The 23,762-nt window shown below is 26.0% G+C and carries 18 protein-coding genes and 2 riboswitches; of the genes, 3 read left to right on the plus strand and 15 right to left on the minus strand.

The annotated features are described in order from the left end of the window. Positions 1 to 111: 111 nt before the first annotated feature. On the minus strand, positions 112 to 1,668 hold the full coding sequence (locus OW763_RS07230; RefSeq protein WP_268040417.1) for an ABC-F family ATP-binding cassette domain-containing protein: 1,557 nt from the start codon (positions 1,666 to 1,668) through the stop codon (positions 112 to 114). Positions 1,669 to 1,953: 285 nt separating this feature from the next. On the opposite strand from OW763_RS07230, the gene OW763_RS07235 reads away from it, so the two are divergent. Further along, positions 1,954 to 4,005, plus strand: a complete 2,052-nt coding sequence (locus OW763_RS07235; RefSeq protein WP_268040418.1) for a methyl-accepting chemotaxis protein — start codon at positions 1,954 to 1,956, stop codon at positions 4,003 to 4,005. A 103-nt stretch (positions 4,006 to 4,108) separates the two neighbouring features. On the opposite strand, the gene OW763_RS07240 is transcribed toward OW763_RS07235, so the two are convergent. Then, positions 4,109 to 5,296: a class I SAM-dependent rRNA methyltransferase gene (locus tag OW763_RS07240; RefSeq protein ID WP_268040419.1), complete on the minus strand. Its 1,188-nt coding sequence runs from the start codon at positions 5,294 to 5,296 to the stop codon at positions 4,109 to 4,111. Positions 5,297 to 5,552: 256 nt separating this feature from the next. Beyond that, positions 5,553 to 5,660, plus strand: a riboswitch (glycine riboswitch). A 177-nt stretch (positions 5,661 to 5,837) separates the two neighbouring features. Beyond that, positions 5,838 to 5,947: riboswitch (glycine riboswitch) on the plus strand. A 99-nt stretch (positions 5,948 to 6,046) separates the two neighbouring features. Between OW763_RS07240 and OW763_RS07245 the strand changes: the two genes are divergently transcribed. Continuing rightward, positions 6,047 to 7,006, plus strand: coding sequence for a DMT family transporter (locus OW763_RS07245; RefSeq protein WP_268040420.1), 960 nt, complete (start codon positions 6,047 to 6,049; stop codon positions 7,004 to 7,006). Between the two features lie 29 nt (positions 7,007 to 7,035). Here OW763_RS07245 and OW763_RS07250 read toward each other — a convergent pair whose 3' ends face one another. From OW763_RS07250 to OW763_RS07295, 10 genes are all read right to left on the minus strand, one after another. Beyond that, the gene (locus OW763_RS07250) at positions 7,036 to 8,919 is read right to left on the minus strand and encodes an FtsX-like permease family protein (protein ID WP_268040421.1); all 1,884 of its coding nucleotides are present in this window, start codon (positions 8,917 to 8,919) and stop codon (positions 7,036 to 7,038) included. Continuing rightward, positions 8,909 to 9,667, minus strand: coding sequence for an ABC transporter ATP-binding protein (locus OW763_RS07255; RefSeq protein WP_268040422.1), 759 nt, complete (start codon positions 9,665 to 9,667; stop codon positions 8,909 to 8,911). Before OW763_RS07255 ends, OW763_RS07250 begins: the two co-directional genes overlap by 11 nt. After that, complete coding sequence (locus OW763_RS07260; protein WP_268040423.1) at positions 9,667 to 10,674, minus strand: sensor histidine kinase; 1,008 nt, start codon at positions 10,672 to 10,674, stop codon at positions 9,667 to 9,669. Before OW763_RS07260 ends, OW763_RS07255 begins: the two co-directional genes overlap by 1 nt. Continuing rightward, positions 10,674 to 11,381: a response regulator transcription factor gene (locus tag OW763_RS07265; RefSeq protein ID WP_268040424.1), complete on the minus strand. Its 708-nt coding sequence runs from the start codon at positions 11,379 to 11,381 to the stop codon at positions 10,674 to 10,676. Before OW763_RS07265 ends, OW763_RS07260 begins: the two co-directional genes overlap by 1 nt. Positions 11,382 to 11,550: 169 nt before the next feature. Next, positions 11,551 to 12,075, minus strand: coding sequence for a transglycosylase SLT domain-containing protein (locus OW763_RS07270; protein WP_268040425.1), 525 nt, complete (start codon positions 12,073 to 12,075; stop codon positions 11,551 to 11,553). A gap of 283 nt (positions 12,076 to 12,358) precedes the next feature. After that, positions 12,359 to 14,299 (minus strand): ABC transporter permease, encoded by a 1,941-nt coding sequence (locus OW763_RS07275; protein ID WP_268040426.1) that lies wholly within the window; start codon positions 14,297 to 14,299, stop codon positions 12,359 to 12,361. Next, positions 14,286 to 15,050 (minus strand): ABC transporter ATP-binding protein, encoded by a 765-nt coding sequence (locus OW763_RS07280; protein WP_268040427.1) that lies wholly within the window; start codon positions 15,048 to 15,050, stop codon positions 14,286 to 14,288. The genes OW763_RS07275 and OW763_RS07280 overlap by 14 nt, the downstream gene beginning before the upstream one ends. Positions 15,051 to 15,108: 58 nt before the next feature. Further along, the gene (locus tag OW763_RS07285; RefSeq protein ID WP_268040428.1) at positions 15,109 to 15,846 is read right to left on the minus strand and encodes a TraX family protein; all 738 of its coding nucleotides are present in this window, start codon (positions 15,844 to 15,846) and stop codon (positions 15,109 to 15,111) included. Positions 15,847 to 16,130: 284 nt separating this feature from the next. Further along, positions 16,131 to 17,300 (minus strand): alanyl-tRNA editing protein, encoded by a 1,170-nt coding sequence (locus OW763_RS07290; protein ID WP_268040429.1) that lies wholly within the window; start codon positions 17,298 to 17,300, stop codon positions 16,131 to 16,133. Between the two features lie 59 nt (positions 17,301 to 17,359). Next, positions 17,360 to 17,530, minus strand: a complete 171-nt coding sequence (locus tag OW763_RS07295) for a hypothetical protein (protein ID WP_268040430.1) — start codon at positions 17,528 to 17,530, stop codon at positions 17,360 to 17,362. A 391-nt stretch (positions 17,531 to 17,921) separates the two neighbouring features. Between OW763_RS07295 and OW763_RS07300 the strand changes: the two genes are divergently transcribed. Next, on the plus strand, positions 17,922 to 19,271 hold the full coding sequence (locus tag OW763_RS07300) for a [Fe-Fe] hydrogenase large subunit C-terminal domain-containing protein (RefSeq protein WP_268040431.1): 1,350 nt from the start codon (positions 17,922 to 17,924) through the stop codon (positions 19,269 to 19,271). A 185-nt stretch (positions 19,272 to 19,456) separates the two neighbouring features. Here the strand turns inward: OW763_RS07300 and OW763_RS07305 are convergent, their stop codons facing one another. From OW763_RS07305 to OW763_RS07315, 3 genes are all read right to left on the minus strand, one after another. After that, on the minus strand, positions 19,457 to 19,840 hold the full coding sequence (locus tag OW763_RS07305) for a response regulator (RefSeq protein WP_268040432.1): 384 nt from the start codon (positions 19,838 to 19,840) through the stop codon (positions 19,457 to 19,459). Positions 19,841 to 20,079: 239 nt separating this feature from the next. Beyond that, positions 20,080 to 21,747: a ribonuclease J gene (locus OW763_RS07310; RefSeq protein WP_268040433.1), complete on the minus strand. Its 1,668-nt coding sequence runs from the start codon at positions 21,745 to 21,747 to the stop codon at positions 20,080 to 20,082. Positions 21,748 to 21,924: 177 nt separating this feature from the next. Continuing rightward, on the minus strand, positions 21,925 to 23,694 hold the full coding sequence (locus OW763_RS07315) for a methyl-accepting chemotaxis protein (protein ID WP_268040434.1): 1,770 nt from the start codon (positions 23,692 to 23,694) through the stop codon (positions 21,925 to 21,927). Positions 23,695 to 23,762: the final 68 nt, after the last annotated feature.

Consider the following 23,762-nt stretch of genomic DNA (forward strand, 5'->3'; position numbering starts at 1 on the left):
TTATACCAAATATACTCCCTATAAGTGCTTCTATCCCTCCTATTATAAAAAAACCAAATGCGTTGGTGAGATCATTTTTACTTTCTCACTCAACGCATTAAATATTTTTAATTAAACGATTTTAGTTGTCCATTCTTCGCAATTCCAAATATCAGTCACTATATCTCTATAAAATTCTGGTTCATGACATACTAACAATATGCTTCCCTTGTACTCTTTCAAAGCTCTTTTCAACTCTTCTTTAGCCTCCACATCTAAGTGATTAGTAGGCTCATCTAATATTAATATATTAGTTTCTCTATTTATAAGCTTGCATAATCTAACCTTAGCTTGCTCTCCTCCACTTAAAACACAAACCTTACTTTCTATGTGTTTTGTGATTAATCCACATTTTGCTAAAGCTGATCTTACTTCATATTGAGTATATGAAGGAAACTCTTTCCAAATTTCTTGAATACAAGTGCTATAGTTAGCTTCTTTTATTTCCTGCTCAAAGTATCCTAAAAACTGATAATCTCCAAGTTCTACTTCTCCATTCAAAGGCTTAATTTGACCCATTAAACTCTTTAAAAGAGTCGTTTTACCAAGTCCATTAGCTCCTACCAGAGCAATCTTTTGACCTCTTTCCATGATTAAACTTAATGGTTTTGAAAGTGGTTCATTATACCCTATAACTAAATCTCTTGTTTCAAATATAAGCTTTCCTGAAGTTCTTCCTTTTTTAAAGTTAAACTGTGGTTTTGGTTTTTCTGAAGAAATCTCTATTTTATCAATCTTATCTAGTTTCTTTTGTCTAGCTTTTGCCATTCCAGTAGTCGCAGCCCTTGCCTTATTTCTTGCTATAAAGTCTTCAAGCTTTGCAATTTCCTGCTGCTGTCTTTCATATGCAGTTTCAAGCTGTTTTTTCTTGACTTCATAGATTCTCATAAAATCATCATAGTCTCCAACATATCTAGTAAGCTGTCTGTTTTCTACATGATAAATTAAGTTTATTACACTGTTTAAAAAAGGAATATCATGTGATATTAATATAAATGCATTATCATAATTTTGAAGAAATCTTTTAAGCCACTCAATATGTTGCTCATCTAAATAGTTAGTAGGCTCGTCTAATAATAAAATATCTGGCTTCTGTAAAAGCAACTTTGCAAGTAACACCTTAGTTCTTTGTCCACCACTTAAGTCAGTTACATCTTTATCTAATCCTATATCTCTAAGACCTAATCCTCCTGCAATTTCTTCAATCTTTGCATCTATAATGTAGAAATCATTATTGTCTAATAAGTCTTGGATATTTCCCATTTCCTCTAATAATTTCTCTAATTGTTCTGGTGATGCCTCAGCCATTTTATCCGTTATTTGAAGCATTTCCTGTTCTAAATCAAATAGATATTGAAAAGCCTCTCTTAATACATCTCTTATACTTTTTCCCTTTTCTAATTGAGTATGCTGATCCATGTAACCAACATTCACCCTATTACTCCATTGAATCTTTCCTTCATCAGGCATAAGCTTTCCAGTTATTATATTCATAAAGGTAGATTTACCTTCTCCATTTGCCCCTATTAATCCAATATGTTCCCCTTTTAATAATCTAAATGAAACATCTTCAAATATAGCTCTATCGCCAAACCCATGGCTCATGTTCTTAACCGTTAATATACTCATACTTCTCTCCCTTCTAGTAAATAACACTACTCCAAATTCACGACAAAATTCAACATTAATTATACAATGTTTTTTTCTAATCTACCACATAAACTTCATATATTATTGATAAAAAATATATTCTATTAATTTCATAAACACTAAACCAAATATAATAGACATTTGACACTTTTTTATAAAAACTAGAATAAAATAAAGAGAAATACTAAAATTTAAGTTTTCTCTTTAAATAAAAAATATAGTTAGCTAAAATATGCTAATAAATTAATATTGAGGTGAAGTTTAATGCGCAGTATAAAGAGTAAATTAATATTTTGGTTTTCACTGACTATCAGTTTTATCTTAATATTAATATGCTTTTTCAATTATAATACAGCAAAGAAAAAAATTCTTCATGAATTTGAACAAAAAGAGTTAATGAATACTCAAAAAATATCTAAAGATATTGATAAAGTTATAAAAAGTCTTGAAGCAAAAGGAAATACTATTGCATCTATGAGTAAGAATTTAGAATATACAAAAGAAAATTATAATAGTGTAAAACTATATTTAAAAGATTCTTTATCAGATATAATGAAACCAGATGATAACTTAGAAACTTTATATACATTTTTCAGACCAAATATGCAAATTGAAAATGAACTTCCATATATGTGCATTCTTAGAGATGAAAATAAAGCTCCCTCTTCTTTTGAACCAAGTACTATGAACGACTTCAAATATTGGGAACAAGACTGGTATAAAATAGGCATAAATACAAAAGAATTTACTTGGACAGAACCATATTTAGAAGATGCTACTGGAAGAAAACTTATTTCAGGCGTAAAAATTTTAGAAAATAATAAAGGACAAACTATAGGTGTTTCTGGTATAGATGTTAACTTAGATAGAATTCAAGAAATAATGGAAAATATAGATTTAAAGAATCAAGGATTTCCACTACTAGTTTCTGAGGAAGGTACGTATATATATCATACTAATTCAGACTATATGTTGAAAAAGAATATTAATAATGAAAACAATGAAATTGGTGCATTATACAATACAATAAAAAGTAAAGAAACAGCATTTGAAATTACAGACTATAATAAAGAAAAATATTACGCTTTCTATAATAATATTAACTCCACAGGATGGAAATTAATTATTTTATATAAAAAATCAGCTATAACTAATCAATTAAATAGCATTTTAATTATAGATATTGCACTATTAGTTGTAGGAATACTATTTACAATTCTAATTTCAATGTTTTTAAGTAAAAAATTATTAAAAACTATTGATAAAGGAATTGAATGTTCAAAAGCACTAACAAATGGAGATTTAACTCAAACTATAGACATCAAAGAAAAAGATGAAATTGCTATATTAATAAAAGCCATAAATGATTCTTCAAAATCTATAAGAAATATTATTTATTCTATAAAAAATGATGTCGGTGGATTAAATCAAATTTCTAGTAATTTGCAAATTACAAATGACACTATAGTCTCAACCGCAGATAATATTGATGAACAAATTAAAAAAGTAAATTTTGATATCACAAAACAAAATGAAGATATAAACAATATTTATGAAAGCTTTGATGATGTAAATGGTTCTATGGATAAAATTTATAACATGTCAAAAGAAAATGTTAATAAAACAAGTCATAGTGTAGAAGTTATAAAGAAAACTAAAAATTTAATGGACACTTCAGTAGGTGAATTAAATAAAATTATAAATTTAGTTAATTTTTCTGTAAAATCTATGAAAAATTTAGAATGTAGAACAAAACAGATAGATAAAACATTAGATATGATTAGGAATATTTCAAAGCAAACTAATCTTTTATCATTAAATGCAAGTATCGAAGCCGCAAGAGCTGGAGAAGCAGGTAAAGGATTTTCAGTAGTTGCTGAGGAAGTAAGAAAACTAGCAGAAGAAACGAATACTACTTTAAATGAAATGGAAAACTTAGTACTCAAAATAGAAGAAGAATCAAATACAACTATAGAAACTATGAATTTAGATGTGGAAAATACAATAACTAAATTAAATTCTATAAAGGGTACTCAGTCTAATTTAAATTCTATTATTGAAAATTTAGATAATTTCGAGAAATATTCTAAAGAATTAAGTTCTATGATACAAGAGCAAAAAACTTTTAATGACACGGTAAAACAACTTCTTGAAACAATAATACACTCTTCAAAAGGAATAAAAAATTCTACTGAAAATATACTTGAATCTACTATTGAAGAAGGAACTAGTGTTAAAGGTTTGACGGAAGATTCTGCCACTTTGAATTCTATTTCAAAATCACTAGAAAATTTAATATCTAAATTTAAAATATAAATTATTAACCAAATAAGAATTTTCACATTTAATGGTTAATATTTTGGCTCAGAAAATTAGTTTAGCAAATTTTCTGAGCCTTTTCATTTAAAACTTTTTCAATTTAGTAAATTCTTATAAATAAAACTTTCAAATAGTTTCCTTCTGGAAATTTATCTGTAACTGCAAAATCTTTTGGAAGCTGATGCTCCTCTATTATTTGATATTTTTTATTTGATTCCTCAAAAGCTTTGTCTATAAATTTTTTAAACTTTATCATATTAAATGTACTGCAATTTGTAGAAGCTATAATCATTCCTTCATCTTCTGTTATCTCAATAGTTGATTTAACCAAGTCTTTATAGTCTCTAGCTGCACTAAAACTGTTATCCTTAGATGTAGCAAAACTTGGTGGATCAAGAATAACCATATCAAATTTTATATTATTCTTTTTTATCTGTTTAAAATAAACAAAAAGATCTTCAACTATTATATTATGCTTTTTATAATCAATATTATTTATATTAAAATTCTCAATAGTTTTATCTAAACTTCTCTTTGCTAAATCAAGACTTGTAGTAATTGCTCCTCCTTTTGCCGCAAACATGGAAAAAGCTCCTGTATACGAAAAAGTATTTAATACAGTTTTATTTTTAGAATACTTATCTCTAATAGATTTTCTTACTTCCTTTTGATCTAAAAACACTCCTACCATTGCACCATCATTAAGATAAATTGCAAAGTTAACTCCATTTTCCTTAACTATAAGGGGTTCTGGTGCTTTTCTTCCGCATACATAACTGTCTTGATCTATAACCATACCATTTTCATCAAATCTCTTTTTTTCATATATGCCATCAAAAGGTACTAAAGATTTTATTGCTTTAATTATTATATCTTTAAATGCATATATTCCTTTACTATACCAAGTTATAAGATAATACCCATCAAAATAGTCAACAGTAAGACCTCCTATTCCGTCTCCTTCTCCATTAACTACTCTAAATGCAGTAGTATCCTTAGAATAATAAAATCTTTTTCTTTTATATAGTGCGTTCCTAAGCTTATCATAAAATAATTTATAATCAATAGAACTTTTTTTACTACTACTTAAAACCCAACCGCATCCCTTGTTTTGATTTCCATAATATCCTCTTCCTAAAAAAGTATTTTTTTTATCTATAATCTTTACAATTTGTCCTTCTTTTTTTAAATCTTTTATATTTTCTATAGCTTCTTTAAAAATCAACGGATATCCATTCTTGTATTTATTAATAAATTCTTTTTTTACTATAAGCGTTGTCTCATTCATAATATCCCATCCTAAATTAAATTTATTGCATTATTTATTATACCTTTAAGCAATAAAATTTGTCTACTTTGTTTTCAAATTTATATTTTTTTCTTAGTAAAGGATAGTTTCCTTAATACATAATTTTTTTTAATATGTAAATAAAAAATTTATACAATTTAAAACAAAACTTGTTGACAATGATGTTTTTATATTATACAATCTTAATGAAATTAACATTAAGTAATAAATGGAAATCTTGAATAAAGTTCACTAGACGAAGGATATAAGAGAGTGCTTATTATTAAGCCGCCGAAGGGACAAACTATGTTTTACACCAATAAAGCATAGTGAAATTCTCAGGCAAAAGTATTGTATCTGGATAGACTCTGAATATAAACAGAGAGAACAAACTTGGGTTTTGTTCTCTCTTTATTTTTATGTTTTTTTATGAGAATAGCTATTCCATCATATATAAACAAAAAATTTAAAACTTTAAAGTTTTATGCAATTAACAATTTCTACAAATGGTTCTGTAAAAATTAAATATAATTTATACTAGTTGAAAGATATAAGAGAGAGCTTAAACTATTAAGCCGCCGAAGGGACAAATCTTGTTCTATCCCAATAAGATAAGATGAATTTCTCAGGCAAAAGTACTATATCTGGATAGACTCTGGATATAAACAGAGAGAACAAACTTGGGTTTTGTTCTCTCTTTATTTTTTGTTTAAAAATTTTTGTAAAATTATGTGAAAGGAAGATATTTTTATGACAGATTATAATAAAAATAAACATGGATATTTATTAGCCTTACTAGCAGGAGTTTCATGGGGCTTTATGGGCATTTTTGTAAAGAACTTAGATGATTTAGGATTTAACTCTATGACAATATCATCTTTCAGACCAACTATAGCAGTAATTTTCTATCTTATAATAAACCTAATAAAAAATCCAGAATGCTTTAAAACAAATTTAAAGGGATTACTATTCTTTGCTGTTTATGGAATATTTGCGTTAGATGGAATGTTTATTGCATCTAGTTATGCAGTTAAATATACAGGAGTTGCTACTGCTTCAGTTTTACTATTTATAAATCCTATTATTGTGGTTGTTTTATCATATTTTATATTTAAAGAAAAATTCACAACAAAAAAAATTATAGCTTTAATTTTAGCTATATTAGGATGCTGTTTAGTTGTAAAAGCATATGATAGTAACACTTTTAAATTAAATTTGATAGGTATACTATGGGGAATACTTTCTGGCGTTACAGTTGCATTGCAGAATATTTTAGGAAAAATTGCTATAAAAAAATATTCCTATAAAACACATTTGATATATTCATTTTTGTTTGGAGCAATATTTCTATGGTTCTTTGTACCGCCATGGGATTTAGTAAAATCAATTAAAGGTACAGATTCATTAATTAATATTCTTGGAATTGGCTTTGTTGCTACACTTATACCAAATGAAGCAATGATTAAAGCACTTCAGTACATAGAATCAGGTAAAGTAAGTATTGTTGCAAGTGTAGAACCTCTAGTAGCTTCAATATTAGCTTTTATAATTTTTGGTGAAATATTTGAAATTCCTCAATTGATAGGTATGTTTTTAATTATAACTTCAATACTATTAGTTCAATTAAAAGATAAGAAAAACAGTAACAGTACACAAAAAATAAAAACTGATAAAAACATTAAAAACAAACTATTATTTACTAGAGAATGAAGAGTTTTCACTCTTTCATTCTCTTGAATTTAATTATTCTCTAGGTAACTGATATTTTTAAATGTCCAAATAAAAAAATATATCATATTTAGTGCAAAAATTATACTTACTATTTGTAAAATTGACTTTAAAATAGGAATTTCATAAACTATATATAAAATCCTATATGCAAATATAGCATCTATAGTTGCTATTATATACGGTACAAAAAAAATTACCATCATTTCTCTAGATATTATCTTCTTTAATTCTCTAAAAGTTAATCCTAAATTAATCATATTATCGTATTTATTCTGTTCTTGTTTAATTTCTATGTAAAATTTATAGTTCATAAAACTAACAGCTGATAAATATAATATACTTCCTACAAAAACTATGAGGTATACTAATATATTATTGATTGTTTTTTCTGAATTATATAACTCTACTCTAAAAGTAAGATAATCATTTATATTTTTATCATTTTTCTGATATTTATATTTTATTTTTTTAGTTATTTTATCTATTTTTTCCCAGTTATCAATTTCATATCCTATAAATAATCTTTTATCATATTTATCATATATTCTATCAAATTCTTCATTTGATAAAATATATGTATTTTGTAACACTCCTTTTAAAGTAATACATCCTTCCACATTACTTTTTATAATGAAATTATCATCTTCAAAAGAATTTAATTTCTTTCCAATTAAATTCTTTTCCGATTGTAATATGTCTTCATATCTAGGTACTAATACAACTTCTCCTTTTTTCAAATTCACCATTTTTCTTTTTATTATAGAAACTGCATTATTATATTCACTTTGTTTAATAAAATTAATTTCCTGTTTTTTTTCATTTTGTTCCTTATTTAATTGTATTACATGCAATTCTATTTTATTATATTTTAAATTATTAGCTTTAAGTATATCATCAATAAATCTTTCATCCTGCGCATAATTAGAATAATCATTAACTAAATAATTCAAACTAAAAGGCGAGTTTTTAACAGCATCTCTCTTTAATACAGATTTTTGTATATACGCAGACCCTATTGATGTAAAAGAAACAGCTAATAATATAGTTACTATAAACAGCATAGTTATATTGTCATAAACTCTATACTTTAAGTCAGATAAAAACAAAAAATTCATCTTATTTAAATAAATTTTCTTAATTTTGGAAAATAAATATATTATGTAATTAACTATATAATTAAAGAATAAGTAGTTGCCCAATACAAATACCATTAATATTATCAAAAGTCTAATAGATAAAATATTATTTATATTAGAGGTAAACACTAATATATATCCTGCTATAATTACAGCAATAGAAATTACTGATTTTATTAAAGATACTTCTAATTTTAAATTTTCTTCTTTTTTATAATCTATTAAATCAATAATATTGTTAATTTTTATAGTTCTTCCTATAAATACAGGTATCATACAAAATAATATCAAGTATCTAAATACAGTTTTTAATATTACTCTCATTGAAAAATACAATTTTAATTCTTCAATTTCTAATATGTTAGAAATTATAACTATGAAAAATTTTAAAAACACAACACCAAAAATTATTCCTATTATTATAGATAAAACTCCTATAACCATATTTTCTATAAACAATATTTTTCTTATTTGCTTTTTATTCATCCCTAATATCAAAAATATTCCAAAATCTTTTTTCTTTGATTTAATAAACATCTTTAAAAAATACATAACAAAAAATATCGTTATTATATAAATTATTTCTCTAAAAAATAAAAAAATATCTTTAAGGTAACTTCCCTCAAGAAAAGGATGATAATAAATCATAGACAGTATAAAAAATGTAGCTAATGAAAAAATGCTGCTTAATAAATATCCTATATGTACTCTTAAATTTCTAAATACATTATTCAATACTATTTTCTCAAAAGTCATACCTACTGCCTCCTAAAAAAGCAATTACATCTAAAATTCTCTTATAAAAATCACTTTTTTCTTCTCCCTTATGTATTTGATTATATATTTCTCCATCTTTTAAAAATAAAACTCTATCACAAAAACTTGCCGATAATGGATCATGTGTACCCATCATTATAGACATACCAAAATTTTTATTTATTTTTTTAAATAAATTCATTATATTATTTGTTAAATTAGAATCTACTTTTCCTGTTGGTTCATCTGCAAACAATATTGCTGGTTCATGTATTATAGCTCTTGCAATAGCAACTTTTTGCTTTTCGCCTCCAGAAAGTTCGTAAATACTCTTCTTATTAACTATATCCTCTAATTTCAAAACGTCTTTTAGTCTATTTAACTTGTTATCTATTTCATTAGCTTTTACTTCATTTAAAACTAGTGGTAATATTATATTTTCTTCAATATTCAAATTATCTATAAGTCTAAAATCTTGAAAAACAAATCCTATTTTTTCTCTTCTCATTATGGCTAATTTTTCTTTATTTAACTTTTCCATATCTAAACCATTTATAATCACTTTTCCAGAAGATGCTTTCATAACAGTAGCAGCAACATTCATCAGAGTAGTTTTTCCACTTCCCGAAGGTCCCATTACAGCAACAAATTCTCCTTTATCTAACACTAAGTTAATATTTTTTAAAGCTATATGTCCATGTCCTGAACCAAAAATCTTATATATCTCTTTTAACTCTAATACACTCATCAGTTCACCTCATTATATAGCTTAAAATTTTTGAAAACAATTTTCACTTTAGTTCCAACTCCTTCTTCTGAATCAACACTTATATCATGATTTAACTTTTTACAGACCTCATTTACTAAATAAAGCCCCATACCTGTTGATTCTCCAAATTTCCTCCCATTTTCTCCTGTATAAAAAGGCTCAATAACTCTCTTTAAATCTTTTTTAGGTATTCCCACTCCTTCATCTGCTACTTCTAAAATCATAGTACCCTTATCTCTATAAGCATTTATTTTAACATACTTACCTTTATTTAAAGAATATTTAACTGCATTTATTACTAATTGTTCCAATATAAATTTAATCCATTTTCTATCAGATTTCACGCTCAAATTTTCATTAATATTTAATTTAGGATAAATTAAATTTTTTATAAAATATCTTTTCAGTGAATTTACAACTTCATTAGTTAATTCTTTTAAATTTAAATCTATTACATTAAAATCATGTTCAAAAGTATCTAATCTTGCATTATATAATGCTATATTTAATCCTCTTTCCAACTTTTCAGTCTCTTCTTTTATCTCTAAAACATATGGTTCATCCTCATTTTCTTGCAAAATTAATTTTATTACTGATAAAGGAGTTTTCATTTGATGTACCCATTGATTTATAAAATTCAAATGCTCATTTTGCTTTCTTACATAAGAATGAACTTTATATTGATAAATACCATATAAATCATTTACAAACCTATTTAAATCCTTTCCAAATTCTGATGTTCCAAAAATTCCTAATACATTGTTAAAATCATCAGGCTTTGTTTTTAAAGCAAAATATATCTTTTTATCATTTAAATACTTTATTATTAAATAAGTTACAAGTAAAAACGAACTTAAAAATATAAAATATAATGTGTTATCTAAATCACTAAATCCATTAAACACAAAGTAAATTGTAAATAAAACAACAAAATTTAAAATATATAAAACAATTAATCCTATTTGCTCTCTAAAAAATAACTTCATTAAGAATTCCTCCAAGTAATATTTAATCTATACCCTGAACCCCTAACTGTTTCTATTGCATTCTCTATTCCAAACTTATTTAATTTTTTTCTAACCCTTGTTATATTAACATTCAAAGTATTCTCCTCTACAAAATTCTCATCATCCCATAATTTTTCTAGAAGTACTTCTCTTGTTGCCACTTTAGGATATTTTTTAATTATAACTTCTAGTAATTCAGCTTCTCTTTTAGTTAAACTTATTCCTTGATTTTCAAAATAAAGTTCTAAACGCTCAGGATATAATGAAATACCTTCAATTTCAATAATTCTCTCTACAGAAGCTACTTTTGAAGCATATTCTCCATAAACTCTTCTTAACTGACCTTTTATTTTAGCTAAAACGACCTCATAATAAAAGGGTTTTGTTATGTAATCATCCGCCCCACTTTCTATTGCCATAACTTGATTCATCTCACTATCTCTAGCAGAAATAAATATTATAGGACATATTGAGTTTTGCCTTATTTTTGTACACCAAAAATACCCATCATACTTAGGCAAATTGACATCAAGTAACACTAAATCAGGTTTTTCTTCAATAAAAATCTCTAAAACTCTATCAAAGTCTTCTATTACTAATGTTTCATATTCATATTTCTTAATATAATCTGATAAAAATCCTGCTATGTTTTTATCATCTTCTACTATCATTATTTTATAACTCATAATTGTCACCTTTCTAATAACCAATTATATTTATTTAAATTAAACATTTCTTTTTAAGCTTTCTTATACAATTATATCAATAATTATCAATTTCAATGTAAAATTATTTATATTTATATAAATAAAACTGAAGAAACTATTACATTTCTTCAGTGTAAAACCATGTCTATTATAAAGTTGGATATAAAATCTTATATATTTTCATTCTACTTTTTACTTTTTCCACAAAATTCTTTTTATAATAATCTTCCCAAAATTCTTTTCTTTCTTCTTTTTCTTTATTTCCTTTGACATCTTGCCAATTTACGCCTCCCCATTTTTCTACAGCTTGTTCAATATCTTTATTTTTATAATTTTGTGATATAAACCAAGTACCTATTTTTATATTAGTATCTGGTTCAGCTAAATTTTGTAGATTAAAATCTGTAAAACCCATTTCTTTTGCTATCACTTCTGCTGATTTATCTTGTAAGTTCATAGGACCACATTTTTCACCTTTTTCATATTCTTTTGGAGCAAAATTACTTGAAATATGAATAATAGCTGCTATTAATTCTGGTTCTACACTATATTCTTTAGAATATTTTTTAATCTCAGTTTTATATTTCAAAGGAAATATTACTGTTCTAGCAAGCAATGTTCCCCCTATAATTAATACTAATATTGCTCCAAAAATCACTCCTATTTTTTTCATCTCTATGTTCCTCCTAATTCAAAATTTTATTTGTTTTTTATCTTTTTTCTTCCAAACTCAACTTACAATTATATTTTAAAACTTATAAAAATCTTTAACTATCGATTTATCTTTCACGTTCATTACATACTTATAAGGTTTATATTAATAAAAAACTTTAAGTATCTCTAATTTGATTCAACGCTTTATACCTTATAAAAATCATAAAAAGATATTGTTAGAAACAAATTAAACTTATATGTTTAGCAACATCATTATGATTATATAATAGTTTTTATATATTTTAACTTTGTCTGGTAACTGTTTTATAATAAAAATTTGATGTTACAAAATAATAAATAAAATATATTATTAGATAAGGTATTATAGTTAAAACACTAACCTCTAGCAAATTAACCTTAAATGCCCCTGTAAAAAGTGAAACTGCAACTAAACTATGAATTGAACCTACTAAAAAAGGAGTTAAAAACACAAATAGCATTTGTTTAAATATATTCATTTTAATTTCCTTATTATCTGCTCCTACTTTTCTCAAAATATCATATCTTGATACTTCCTCTTGTGCTTCTGAAAGTTGCTTGAAAAATATTATACTTCCTGTGCATATTAAAAATACTAACCCTAAAAATATTCCTATAAATAGCATTACTCCTGTCATTGTAGATATTTCTTTATATACTGAATAATATGATGAAACCATTCCTAAATTCTCTGATTTACCTTCATCATAAGCTTTGTCTTTTATTTTTTTGTACAAATTATTTACTTCTTTATCTAAAGCTTCACTTTTATTTTGATTATCCACAATATAGGCATCAATTTTTCTTGATTTATCTTTTAAATTATACTTATGATAAACACTATCTTTAACTGCAATTATTTTAAACAACATATGTTCATTAAATAGTGCATAATCTCTAAAATCTAATATATTGAATTTTTCTTTAGAACTATCAAAATCTACAGTAACCTTTTTATTTTTATAACTCTCCATAAATTTTGAATTATAAAATTCATCAAAAAATATCACTTCCTTTTCAGATTTTAAGCTTGGAAGGTCATAATTTAACTTTCTAGCCTTAAATATCTTTTTTAATTGACTCTCTGATATTATACTTGTTGGTAATTCTCTACTATCAGAATTTGAAAGTTTAACTTCAAGTTCTGCAACATTCACATGTACTTCCGATAATATTCTATTATTTTTATATTTATCAACTATACTTTTAAATTGTTTATCAAAATCATTTTCAGCTAAAGTACTTACATATGAAAATGGCATTGATTTATCCATTGTTTCTGAAAAGTTTTTATAATAACTTACACTTACTCCCATAGCTGTTAATGTAGAAGCGCTTAAAATTGCTATGGTTGCTAATGTTTTAGAATTACCTTTAATTCTATAAAGTAGCTGAGAAGTAGATATCATATTTAATCCTTTAAAATATTTTTTTTCATTTTTCTTTAAAGCTTTAATTACAAAAATTATACATGACCCAAACAAAACATACGTTCCTGAAATTACTAATACAAGAGTAATCAAAATAGTTAACATAAAACTATTTAAGGGATGATTATATATCCAGTATCCACCTCCTATAAGTATTAATGATAAGGCTGATAATATTAAAGATGCCTTTGGTTCTTTTTCTCTTTTATTTTCCGCTTTAAACAATTCAATCAATTCATATCTATAAATTATTGAATAGCCGTGTGCTGAAATTATTAAAAACAATATAAAAAATATAGTAATAGTTTCTTTAATTGCTTTAAACGACATCGTAAATTTTATAACAGTAGGTATTCCTATTAATTTTATAAGAATTCCTATAAAAATTTTTGATAAAAATATTCCTACAATTATTCCTATACCTAGAGATATAGTTCCTATTGCTAATGTCTCGTAAAATAACATTCTTCCGATTTGCTTTTTTTCTATTCCCAAAAGTGAATATAATCCTATCTCTTTTTTTCTTTTTCTTATAAAAAAACTATTAGAATACCATACAAATACTGCTGAAAATATTGCAATAACAATAGCCGCTCCTTTGAATGCATCATTTAATTTAACAACTGACAATAATGCTTCATTTATCTCATTACTGTGTTCAATTGATTTAAATATAAAATATATAGTTACACTAAAAATCATAGACAAAATATACACAAAATAATTCTTGAAATTCTTTTTTATATTGTTAAAAGCTATATCAAACAACTGCACTGTTATCACCACCTACTCTAGACATCATCTCCATTATTTCTTGAAAAAAAGCTTTTCTTGTTGATATACGATTAATCTCTTCATATATTACACCATCTTTTATTAATAAAACTTTTCTGCAATAGCTTGCTGCAAAGGCATCATGAGTTACCATCATAATAGTTGCTTTATCATTTTTATTTAATTCACTTAGTGCTTCTAATAATTCTGTTGATGATTTTGAGTCTAATGCTCCTGTAGGCTCATCAGCCAAAACCAAAGATGGTCTAGTTATCATAGCTCTTGCTGCAGCAGCCCTTTGTTTCTGTCCACCTGAAACTTCATAAGGATACTTATTTAACAAATCATTAATTCCTAATTGCTTAGATATTTCTCTAACTTTTTTATTTAGTTTTTTATTATTAATCCTTGCCAATGCCAATGGTAGTGCTATATTTTCTTTAATTGTTAATGTATCTAATAGATTAAAGTCCTGAAATATAAAACCTAGCCTTTCTCTTCTAAATTTTGCTAAATCTTTATCTTTCATTTTTGTTATATCTTGATTATCAATAACAACCTTACCACTAGTAGGCTTATCAATAGTAGATATAATATTTAATAAAGTAGTCTTTCCTGCACCTGAAGGTCCCATAATCCCTATGAATTCTCCCTGTTCTATTTCTAAATCTATTCCATTCAATGCAGTATATACATTTCCTTCTCTGCCATAAATCTTTTTCAAATCTTTTGCTACCAATACGTTTTTCAAACTAATCATCCTTTCATTTATATAAAATCTATCTTCCTGTTCAAAAAATTACAAAATTTTATTTTCCGCCCAAATAATAACCCATTATATATATAATCCATAAATGTACAGGATAAAAAATATAAAATAAGTATTTTGTAAGCTTTATATTTAATCCACGTTTGCCATTATACATAAGGAAAAATGGGAAAGCAAAAACCTGCATCCATTGGACATCAAAGAAAAACAAACCATAAGCTGTATAATTAGGATCTGTTATAAAACTTGGTAAACTTAATCCAATGGTTAGTACTAATGATACAATTATATATGCAATAATCATTTTTCCTTTTTTATTTCTTAAGAAATAAAAAACTAATGTCATAGCTACACCATATATACTAGCTTCTGTAAATACAGATATAGCCCCTGCTGCTATTGTTCCAACAATACCTAAAACATATAATTTCTTATTTTCTTTATTTTTTTTAATTAATTCAATAGAACTCATTAATAATACCGCCATTGCCATGGACAAAAATATGTTATTATGTAGTCCATATTCTCTTTTAAACAACATTACAACTAATTTACTTCCAGCAAACATAACTAAGGACCAAGTAAACAGTCTAAAGTTATATTTTCTCCTACTTCTCGTATGAAAAAATCCTTCCACTATAAAGAAAAAGAATATTGGTGCTACTATTCTTCCTGCATAACTAAACCACTCTGGCATATTAGGAACATAAGAATGTAAATGATCTAAAACCATTAATATCATTGCAAAAATTTTTAATTGAAAGCTATTCAATCTCATAAAACTCCCCCCTAAACCGATTAATCTTTGAACTAAATAATACTTACAGTGTAAATTATATAATGAACATCTATTTATCAACTATCGATTTTCATTACATATACCTTACAATCATGTAAGATTCTATCTTATTCATCTGACTACTTGTAATTTTAATATTTTATATTCTATAAATAAAAGATAGTCATATATATTTTTTTGATAAGTTTTACTTAATCCTTAAAAATAAAAGCAACCTCTTGTCATTGAGATCAATAACAAAAGATTGCTAAATTATATAAATATCAATTTTTTACCATTTTACATAAGAATAGATAAAACTTATCCAAGTCCTCTAAACTTTCAAAAGCTCCTTGAGCTGTTTTATCTTTACCTCCACCCTTGCCATTAAATTCTCTAATATGTTCTTTAAAAACCTTTCCGCAGCTTATTTTTATATTGCTATTATTAATAAATAATATATTTTTGTCTTTTAATGAAGTCAATATGCATATATATGGATTTTTACTTATAGCTTCTCCAATATCCTTAACCTCTTCAAAACTTTTATTCTCATAGCTTTTAAATATAAAGCTTTCATTTGAATCATTTATTAATTTTATAGCTTCCTCTTGCGCTAACTTAATTTTCAAATCATTTAGCTGTCTTTTCAAATTAAATATTTCCTCAGATTGTTTATTTACATTTTTAATTAAATGATTTTCATCTGTAGAAAATTTCTTGCTTAAAGTACTTATTATCTCATGCTTAACTTTAAAATCTTCGTATGCTCTCTTTCCACATTTTAAGTACATTCTGCTCATACCCTTATACTTTTCTACTTTAAGTATTTTTATAATACCTATCTCTCCAGTTCTTAATACATGTGTTCCACAACAAGGACAACAATCCATATCTTTTGCTTCTACTATTCTTATATCTCCTTCTACATCTATCTTCTTTCTCGAAGAAGTTTTATTTAAACCTTCTTTATCTACAATATAAGTTACAAAAGGTTCATTCACATATATATATCTATTTACTTCCCTTTCTATTTCCTCTATCATAGTATCAGTAAAAGGATATATATCTATATCTATAGTTACATAATCTTCTCCCATATGGAATCCTTTATTGTTCCCTTTATATAACTTATGTATAACTCCTGATAAAAGATGCTCTCCAGAATGCTGCTGTATAAAATCAAATCTTCTTTCAAAATCCACACTACATATTGCCTTTCCACACTTAAGTTCTTTTTCTATTTGATGATAAATTATATTATTTTTTTCATAAACATATATAACCTTAACTCCATTTATACTTCCAGTATCAGAAGGCTGTCCTCCCCCTTCTGGATAAAAAGGAGTTTTATTTAAAACTACCAATATTTTTTGTTCTTCTTTTATTACATCCACTATTTCTGCTTCACATTCTTTTAAATAAGGCTCTATATAATAAAGCTTTTCTGTCATATTTGTACCCCTTTCAATTATGCTTTATGTTACATCTATCAATCTTGATGACTAGATTTTTACTTCTTATATGCCAAAGACATAAGTTTAAAACCACCTATTAATCCTAATACACAACCACCACCACTTAAAATTTTATATGGGATTGGATTATTTTCAAATTTTATAGATACTAAAACTAAAAGTAGCCCTAATAAAAAAGTTATTATAGCACTCTTTTTTTTAGACATTTTTTAACCTTCCCCCTTTCTAAAAACTTCTTTATGTATAACCATTTGTAAAAATTAATTTAAATTTAACTTTACAATATCAAATTAATTTTAATTATTAATTGCCCATTACATAATACTTTATATTTTAAAGTTTTATACACATATTATCACTACAATTAAATACATAATAACATACAAAATATTCCTAAACAACACTTCTTCTAAAACAGAAAACTATCTCACTTATCATTTTTTATTCTTTCTTTGGGATATTTAATTATACTTATATCTGAATAAAGAGTTTAAATTTGGAAATTATAAAATATAAATGTAAACATTAATTCACGTAATTTCAAAGGGAAGGTGATTAACTATAGATAATCGATTTAATAATTTTCAAGAAAAACGTATGCAAATATTTGGAGAACTAGTAAAACGCTATTGGAATGGAGAACTTAAAAATGCTGATACTCTAAACATTCTTGCAGAAGATATCAAAGAAAAATATAATTTTAAGGATGAAGACATTTTCTTCATAAAAAATCACATTAGAGTAGCTATGGGACTAGACCCAAGAGATAAAGATAATTTTCAAGATGAAATAAATATTATCAAAAACTCTAAAGAAATTAATCAACCTATTATTACAAAAATAGATGGACCTTGTGAATATTGCGAAGAGGAAAATTGTAAATGCAGTGAAGATTGTAAATATGAAGCTCATATTTACAAAAGAAATAAAGGACCTGTAATAGTACGTAATAACTGTTTAAACTGTGGAGAATGCGTTACTACATGTAATTTTGGAGCTTTAGCAGATAAGATAGAGTTTATGCCAATAATAGATCTTTTAAAAGATGAAAACACAACAGTTTATGCCACTGTAGCCCCAGCAATAGTGGGACAATTTGGTGAAGATGTATCTATGGGACAGTTAAGAACGGCTTTAAAACTTTTAGGTTTTAAAGACATGGTTGAAGTAGCCTTATTTGCTGATATTTTAACTATAAAAGAGGCTTTTGAATTTACTCATTTAGTAAAAAGTAAAAATGACTTTTTTTTAACTAGCTGCTGCTGTCCAATCTGGTTTAATTTAATAAAGAAAAATTATCCTAATCTTTTTGAGCACATGTCTCCATCTGTATCACCTATGATAGCTTCAGGCAGATTTTTAAAGAAATTATATAAGGATATAAAAGTTGTATTTATAGCACCTTGTGTTGCTAAAAAAGCTGAAATAAAAGAACCTGCTTTAAAAGGTGCTGTGGACTTTGTATTAAATTTCAGAGAACTAAATGAGATATTTAAAGTACTCAATATTAATTTAAAAAAATTACCTGGAGATGAAAAAGATCAAGCTTCTTTTGCTGGAAGAGTGTATGCAAGAACTGGAGGTGTAAGTTTTTCAGTTAAAACAGTAGTAAATAGACTTGATCCAACACGACTTATTAAGCTTAAGGCTAAAAAAGTTGATGGAGTTCAAGGGTGCAAAAAAATATTAGATGACTTATCTATTGGAAAAGATATTGGTGCAAATTTTATAGAAGGTATGGGATGTAAAGGCGGCTGCGTAGGAGGACCAAGAACTAACATAAATGTAGATAAAGCTACAAAAATAGTAAATGAATTTGGAGAGGATTCTCTAATTATGACACCCTTTGATAATCTTAATGTAATGAAAATACTTAAACAATTTGGAATTAATCGTATTGAAGAGATAGCAACAAATGAAAAAATAGCAAAACTGTTAACCCGATAACAATCACTCATATTCAAATGTAGAAACTCTCATTTTAAAACTAGATATTCTCTATAACATTATGCTCTACCTTATAGCATATGTCTGGCATTTTAATTCTTAAAGTGCCAGACAACTACTCATGCAACAACATTTAACTTCTTCTTAGAAAACTTAATTTGGCACCATCATTTTTTAAAATAAAACTATTCTGAAAATATTTCATTTACTAATTTAATCAATTTATCTTTAACAAAATCTTTTTTTATAAAATAGGTAGCTCCAAGTGCTTCACAAACCTCTAACTCATTTGAAAAATTTTTTTCTCCACCATCTGAAAGTACAATTGTTTTTATATCTTTATTTAATCGCCCTAATTCTATTACAACTTGCAAACCACTTTTTTTCGGCATATATACATCAGTAATTACTAAATCAATATTGTCAGATTCTTTATATACATTAATACCTTCTTCTCCATCACAAGCCTCATATATTTTATAATTTGCTTCTTCTAAAATAATTCTTATAAATTTTCTAATGCTTGCAGAATCATCAATAACTAATATATATTTTTCTTCTGTATTCATAGTTTTTAACTTCCCCCTTTATTTATTACTAGGTATTTTCTATAATACATCAATAAAAAACATACTTATATTAAAAGTATCGTCTATTATAAAAAAAACCTAACACTTAATAAGTTAAAATTAAAGTTAGAATAAAAAACAGAAGCACAAATCACTTCTGTTTTTATTCATAACTTATAACTAAAATAATTAACTTTATAAAACTAATTATAAATATTATTGTAAAAAACTAATTATAATTAAATTTCCATAATAATAGGAAGAACAATTGGCCTCCTTTTTATCTTTTCATATAAATATCTTTCTATAGATTTTTTCATATTAGCTTTTAATACATACCATTCAATAATTTTATTTTCTAAGCAATTATCCAACTCTTTTCTAACAATTTCTTTTACTTCATTAATTAAAGCCTCTGATTCTCTTACATATACAAATCCCCTCGTAATTATATCTGGTCCTGCTATAACACTATAAGATTCTTTTTCTATGGTAACAACTACTGTGAGCATACCATCTTGAGCTAATCGTCTCCTGTCTCTAAGAACTATATTTCCCACATCTCCTACTCCAAGTCCATCTACAAACACAGCACCAGTAGGAACTCTTCCATCTATCCTAGCTTCTTTCTCTGATACTTCTAAAACCTGGCCTGTTTCTAAAACAAAAATATTTTCCCGTTCCATACCTAACTTATGAGCTAAATCACTATGATGTTTCAAATGCCTGTATTCACCATGAGCTGGCATAAAATACTTAGGATGAACTAATGTATGAATTAACTTTAATTCTTCTTGGCATGCGTGACCTGAAACATGCACTTCTTCTAAATCCTCATAAATTACTTCTGCCCCTTTTTTAAATAATTGATTAATTACCTTAGATATAAGTTTCTCATTTCCTGGAATCGGTGATGCTGAAATAATAAACAAATCTTTCGGTTCAATCTTAATTTTTTTATGAGTAGAAAAAGCTATTCTAGCAAGAGCAGCCATAGGTTCTCCTTGACTTCCAGTGGTTATTATAGTTATCTGCTCATTAGGATAATTACGTATTTCATCTACACCTATAAGATACTCTTCAGGTATATGCAGATATCCAAGTTCAATAGCTACCTGTGATATATTTTCCATACTTCTTCCACTGAAGGCTACTTTTCTTCCATACTCCACAGAAGCATTTACTATCTGCTGCATTCTATGGATATTTGATGCAAATGTTGCCACAATAATTCTTCCTTCTGACTTAGAAAATATTCTAGTAAAAGTTTCTCCTATAGCTTTTTCTGAAATTGTATGACCTGGACGCTGTACATTAGTACTATCTGCCATAAGCAGCAGTACTCCCTGCTTTCCTAGATTTGAGATGCGTTCCAAGTCCATCACTAATCCATCAATAGGTGTATAATCTATTTTAAAATCACCAGTATGTAATATCACACCAACTGGTGTATGAATAGCAATAGCACAAGAATCTGCTATGCTGTGCGTAGTTCTTATAAACTCAATTTTAAAATTTTCTATTTCTACTACATCTCCAGCTTTTATCCTATGAAGTTCACAATCTGAAAGTATATTATGTTCCCTTAATTTATTTTCAACTAACCCCAAGGTTAATCGTGTACCATAAACAGGTACATTCAATTGCTTTAAAATATAAGGTAATGATCCTATATGATCTTCATGTCCATGAGTTAGGAAAATCCCCTTTACCTTCTGCGCATTATTTAATAAATAAGTAATATCAGGAATTACTAAATCCACACCATACATTTCTTCCTCTGGGAAAGATATTCCACAGTCTATAACAACTATTTCATCTTTATACTCAATAGCTGTTATATTCTTACCAATTTCTCCAAGACCTCCTAATGGAATAATTCTTACACTGTTCTCGTTTTTTACCAATTCCTCACCTTTTTTCTTATAAATTATATTATTAATTTCATTTCTTTTATTTTTCCTTCTAATAGTAAAATTAATTCTTTTTCTTTGCAAAATTTTATATAAAGAAAAAACACTTGCTCACACAAGTGCTAAATTTCCTTATATATTTAATTAATAAATTAATTGAACCTATTAAATTTATAATGAAAAGTGATTTAGTCTATCATTAAGATCCTTAGAAAAATTATTTAATTCTTCTGTTAAGTCTTTTATATTATCCATTTTTTCTTTTACTTCTGAAGTAGAAGCTGCTATTTCTTCTGACGATGCAGATATTTCTTCTGACACTGAAAGTACTGAATCCATAGAAGAGCTTACAGCATCTTTATTTGTATATATTCCATATATTTTTTGTACATTTTCTTCAATAATTTCTGGCATTGTTTCTATATAATCAATAACTTTTTTTAAAGTTTCTCTTGTTTTATTTATGGTTTCTATTTGATTTTCTGCAACTTCCCCAGATTTTTCTACACTACCTACAGAACTATTAATTACATTTATCAATTCATTTATTAAAATATTTATCTGTTTTACAGCTCCAGAAGTTTCATTAGATAACTTTTTAATTTGTTCTGCTACTACAGCAAAGCCTCTTCCAGCTTCCCCCGCCCTAGCGGATTCTATTGAAGCATTTAAAGCAAGAAGGTTTATTTGATTAGAAATTTCTTCTATAGTATCTATTATTCCTACTATAGCATTAGATTTATTAAATAAGTCTTGTATATTGTTATTAGTCTCTTTAGATGCAATTATGTTTTCTTGGCTTTTATTTTCCAAATCATTTAGTATGTTTATAATATTTGAGTTTAAGCTATTTGCTTCTTTAGCTTCATTATCCATAATAATACTATTTTTCTTAATTAAATCTATATCTTGTGATAATATCTGCATACTTTCAAAACTATTTTGCATTTCTCTGGTAGAATCATTTATTGCAGCAGATATTTCTTCCATAGCTTCTTTTATACTACTAGTATTTTCTAAAGTAATATTTGTAGATGAATTTATAAAGAAAGCCTTTTCTTCAAGAGTATTAGATATTTCTTTTATTTTTAACAAAACATTTCTTATTTCATCAATCATTTTATTAAATACTTCGCCTATATATCCTATTTCATCTTTATTTTTAATATTAACTTTTACATTCATACTCCCCTTTGAAGCCATTTCCATGCACTCTACTATATTACTAAGAGGCTTTACTTTCTTTTTCATTAAATTTCTTATTAATAAAACAGAAACTAACGTTATTATTAAAGATATAAAAATTATAAATTTTAAAATATTATAAGCTGGTTTATAAAAATCTTCATTATAACATCCTACATTTATATACCAATCCCACGGTTCAAAATATCCCACAGCATTTACTTTTGGTTTTTCTTTATTATCCGTAGGATTTTTCCACCAAAAATGTATTATCCCATCATTTTTAGGATTATTGCCTTCAGCAAATATAAGTTCAATTACATTGTTTCCTCTTACATCTTTAACTTTAGATATATTTTCTCCTTCTTTAAAAGGATGCATTTTCTCAATTCCATTACTATCAATCGCATACATATATGCCTTTATATTTAGTTCTAATTTCTCATTAAATCCTCTAGTTTTATCATCTGTTTGTTTTTGATTTAGCATTTGGCATCTAAATATTTCTTGAGCTTCATCTCTATTTAAGGTTCCTTTATTTACTTGTTTTTCTAGACTATCCATCATAGCAAGTCCCATTTCAATCCTATTTTTCAATGCAGTCTCTCCTAAATCAGTTAAAGCCTTTTTGGAACTTAAAAAAGAGGCAACTGCTATAATCAAAACTGAAAAAACTATTAAAATAAAAAAACGTAAGTAAGATAGAAAAAAACTTTTGCTTAGTTCATTGTTTTTTAATTTTGTTTTTTTCTCCATATTCTCTCCCCATTTCTACTTCATATTTAGATTTATAATAATAAACTTTAGCTATTTTGTATCATAAA

Source organism: Clostridium aestuarii (assembly GCF_026735135.1).
GTDB classification, from domain to species: domain Bacteria; phylum Bacillota; class Clostridia; order Clostridiales; family Clostridiaceae; genus Clostridium_H; species Clostridium_H aestuarii.

Bases quoted from the DNA above. Each gene is read 5' to 3' on its own strand.
- OW763_RS07230 (WP_268040417.1), bottom strand. From the start codon at position 1,668: ATGAGTATATTAACGGTTAAGAACATGAGCCATGGGTTTGGCGATAGA.
- OW763_RS07235 (WP_268040418.1), top strand. From the start codon at position 1,954: ATGCGCAGTATAAAGAGTAAATTAATATTTTGGTTTTCACTGACTATC.
- OW763_RS07240 (WP_268040419.1), bottom strand. From the start codon at position 5,296: ATGAATGAGACAACGCTTATAGTAAAAAAAGAATTTATTAATAAATAC.
- OW763_RS07245 (WP_268040420.1), top strand. From the start codon at position 6,047: ATGACAGATTATAATAAAAATAAACATGGATATTTATTAGCCTTACTA.
- OW763_RS07250 (WP_268040421.1), bottom strand. From the start codon at position 8,919: ATGACTTTTGAGAAAATAGTATTGAATAATGTATTTAGAAATTTAAGA.
- OW763_RS07255 (WP_268040422.1), bottom strand. From the start codon at position 9,667: ATGAGTGTATTAGAGTTAAAAGAGATATATAAGATTTTTGGTTCAGGA.
- OW763_RS07260 (WP_268040423.1), bottom strand. From the start codon at position 10,674: ATGAAGTTATTTTTTAGAGAGCAAATAGGATTAATTGTTTTATATATT.
- OW763_RS07265 (WP_268040424.1), bottom strand. From the start codon at position 11,381: ATGAGTTATAAAATAATGATAGTAGAAGATGATAAAAACATAGCAGGA.
- OW763_RS07270 (WP_268040425.1), bottom strand. From the start codon at position 12,075: ATGAAAAAAATAGGAGTGATTTTTGGAGCAATATTAGTATTAATTATA.
- OW763_RS07285 (WP_268040428.1), bottom strand. From the start codon at position 15,846: ATGAGATTGAATAGCTTTCAATTAAAAATTTTTGCAATGATATTAATG.
- OW763_RS07290 (WP_268040429.1), bottom strand. From the start codon at position 17,300: ATGACAGAAAAGCTTTATTATATAGAGCCTTATTTAAAAGAATGTGAA.
- OW763_RS07295 (WP_268040430.1), bottom strand. From the start codon at position 17,530: ATGTCTAAAAAAAAGAGTGCTATAATAACTTTTTTATTAGGGCTACTT.
- OW763_RS07300 (WP_268040431.1), top strand. From the start codon at position 17,922: ATGCAAATATTTGGAGAACTAGTAAAACGCTATTGGAATGGAGAACTT.
- OW763_RS07305 (WP_268040432.1), bottom strand. From the start codon at position 19,840: ATGAATACAGAAGAAAAATATATATTAGTTATTGATGATTCTGCAAGC.
- OW763_RS07315 (WP_268040434.1), bottom strand. From the start codon at position 23,694: ATGGAGAAAAAAACAAAATTAAAAAACAATGAACTAAGCAAAAGTTTT.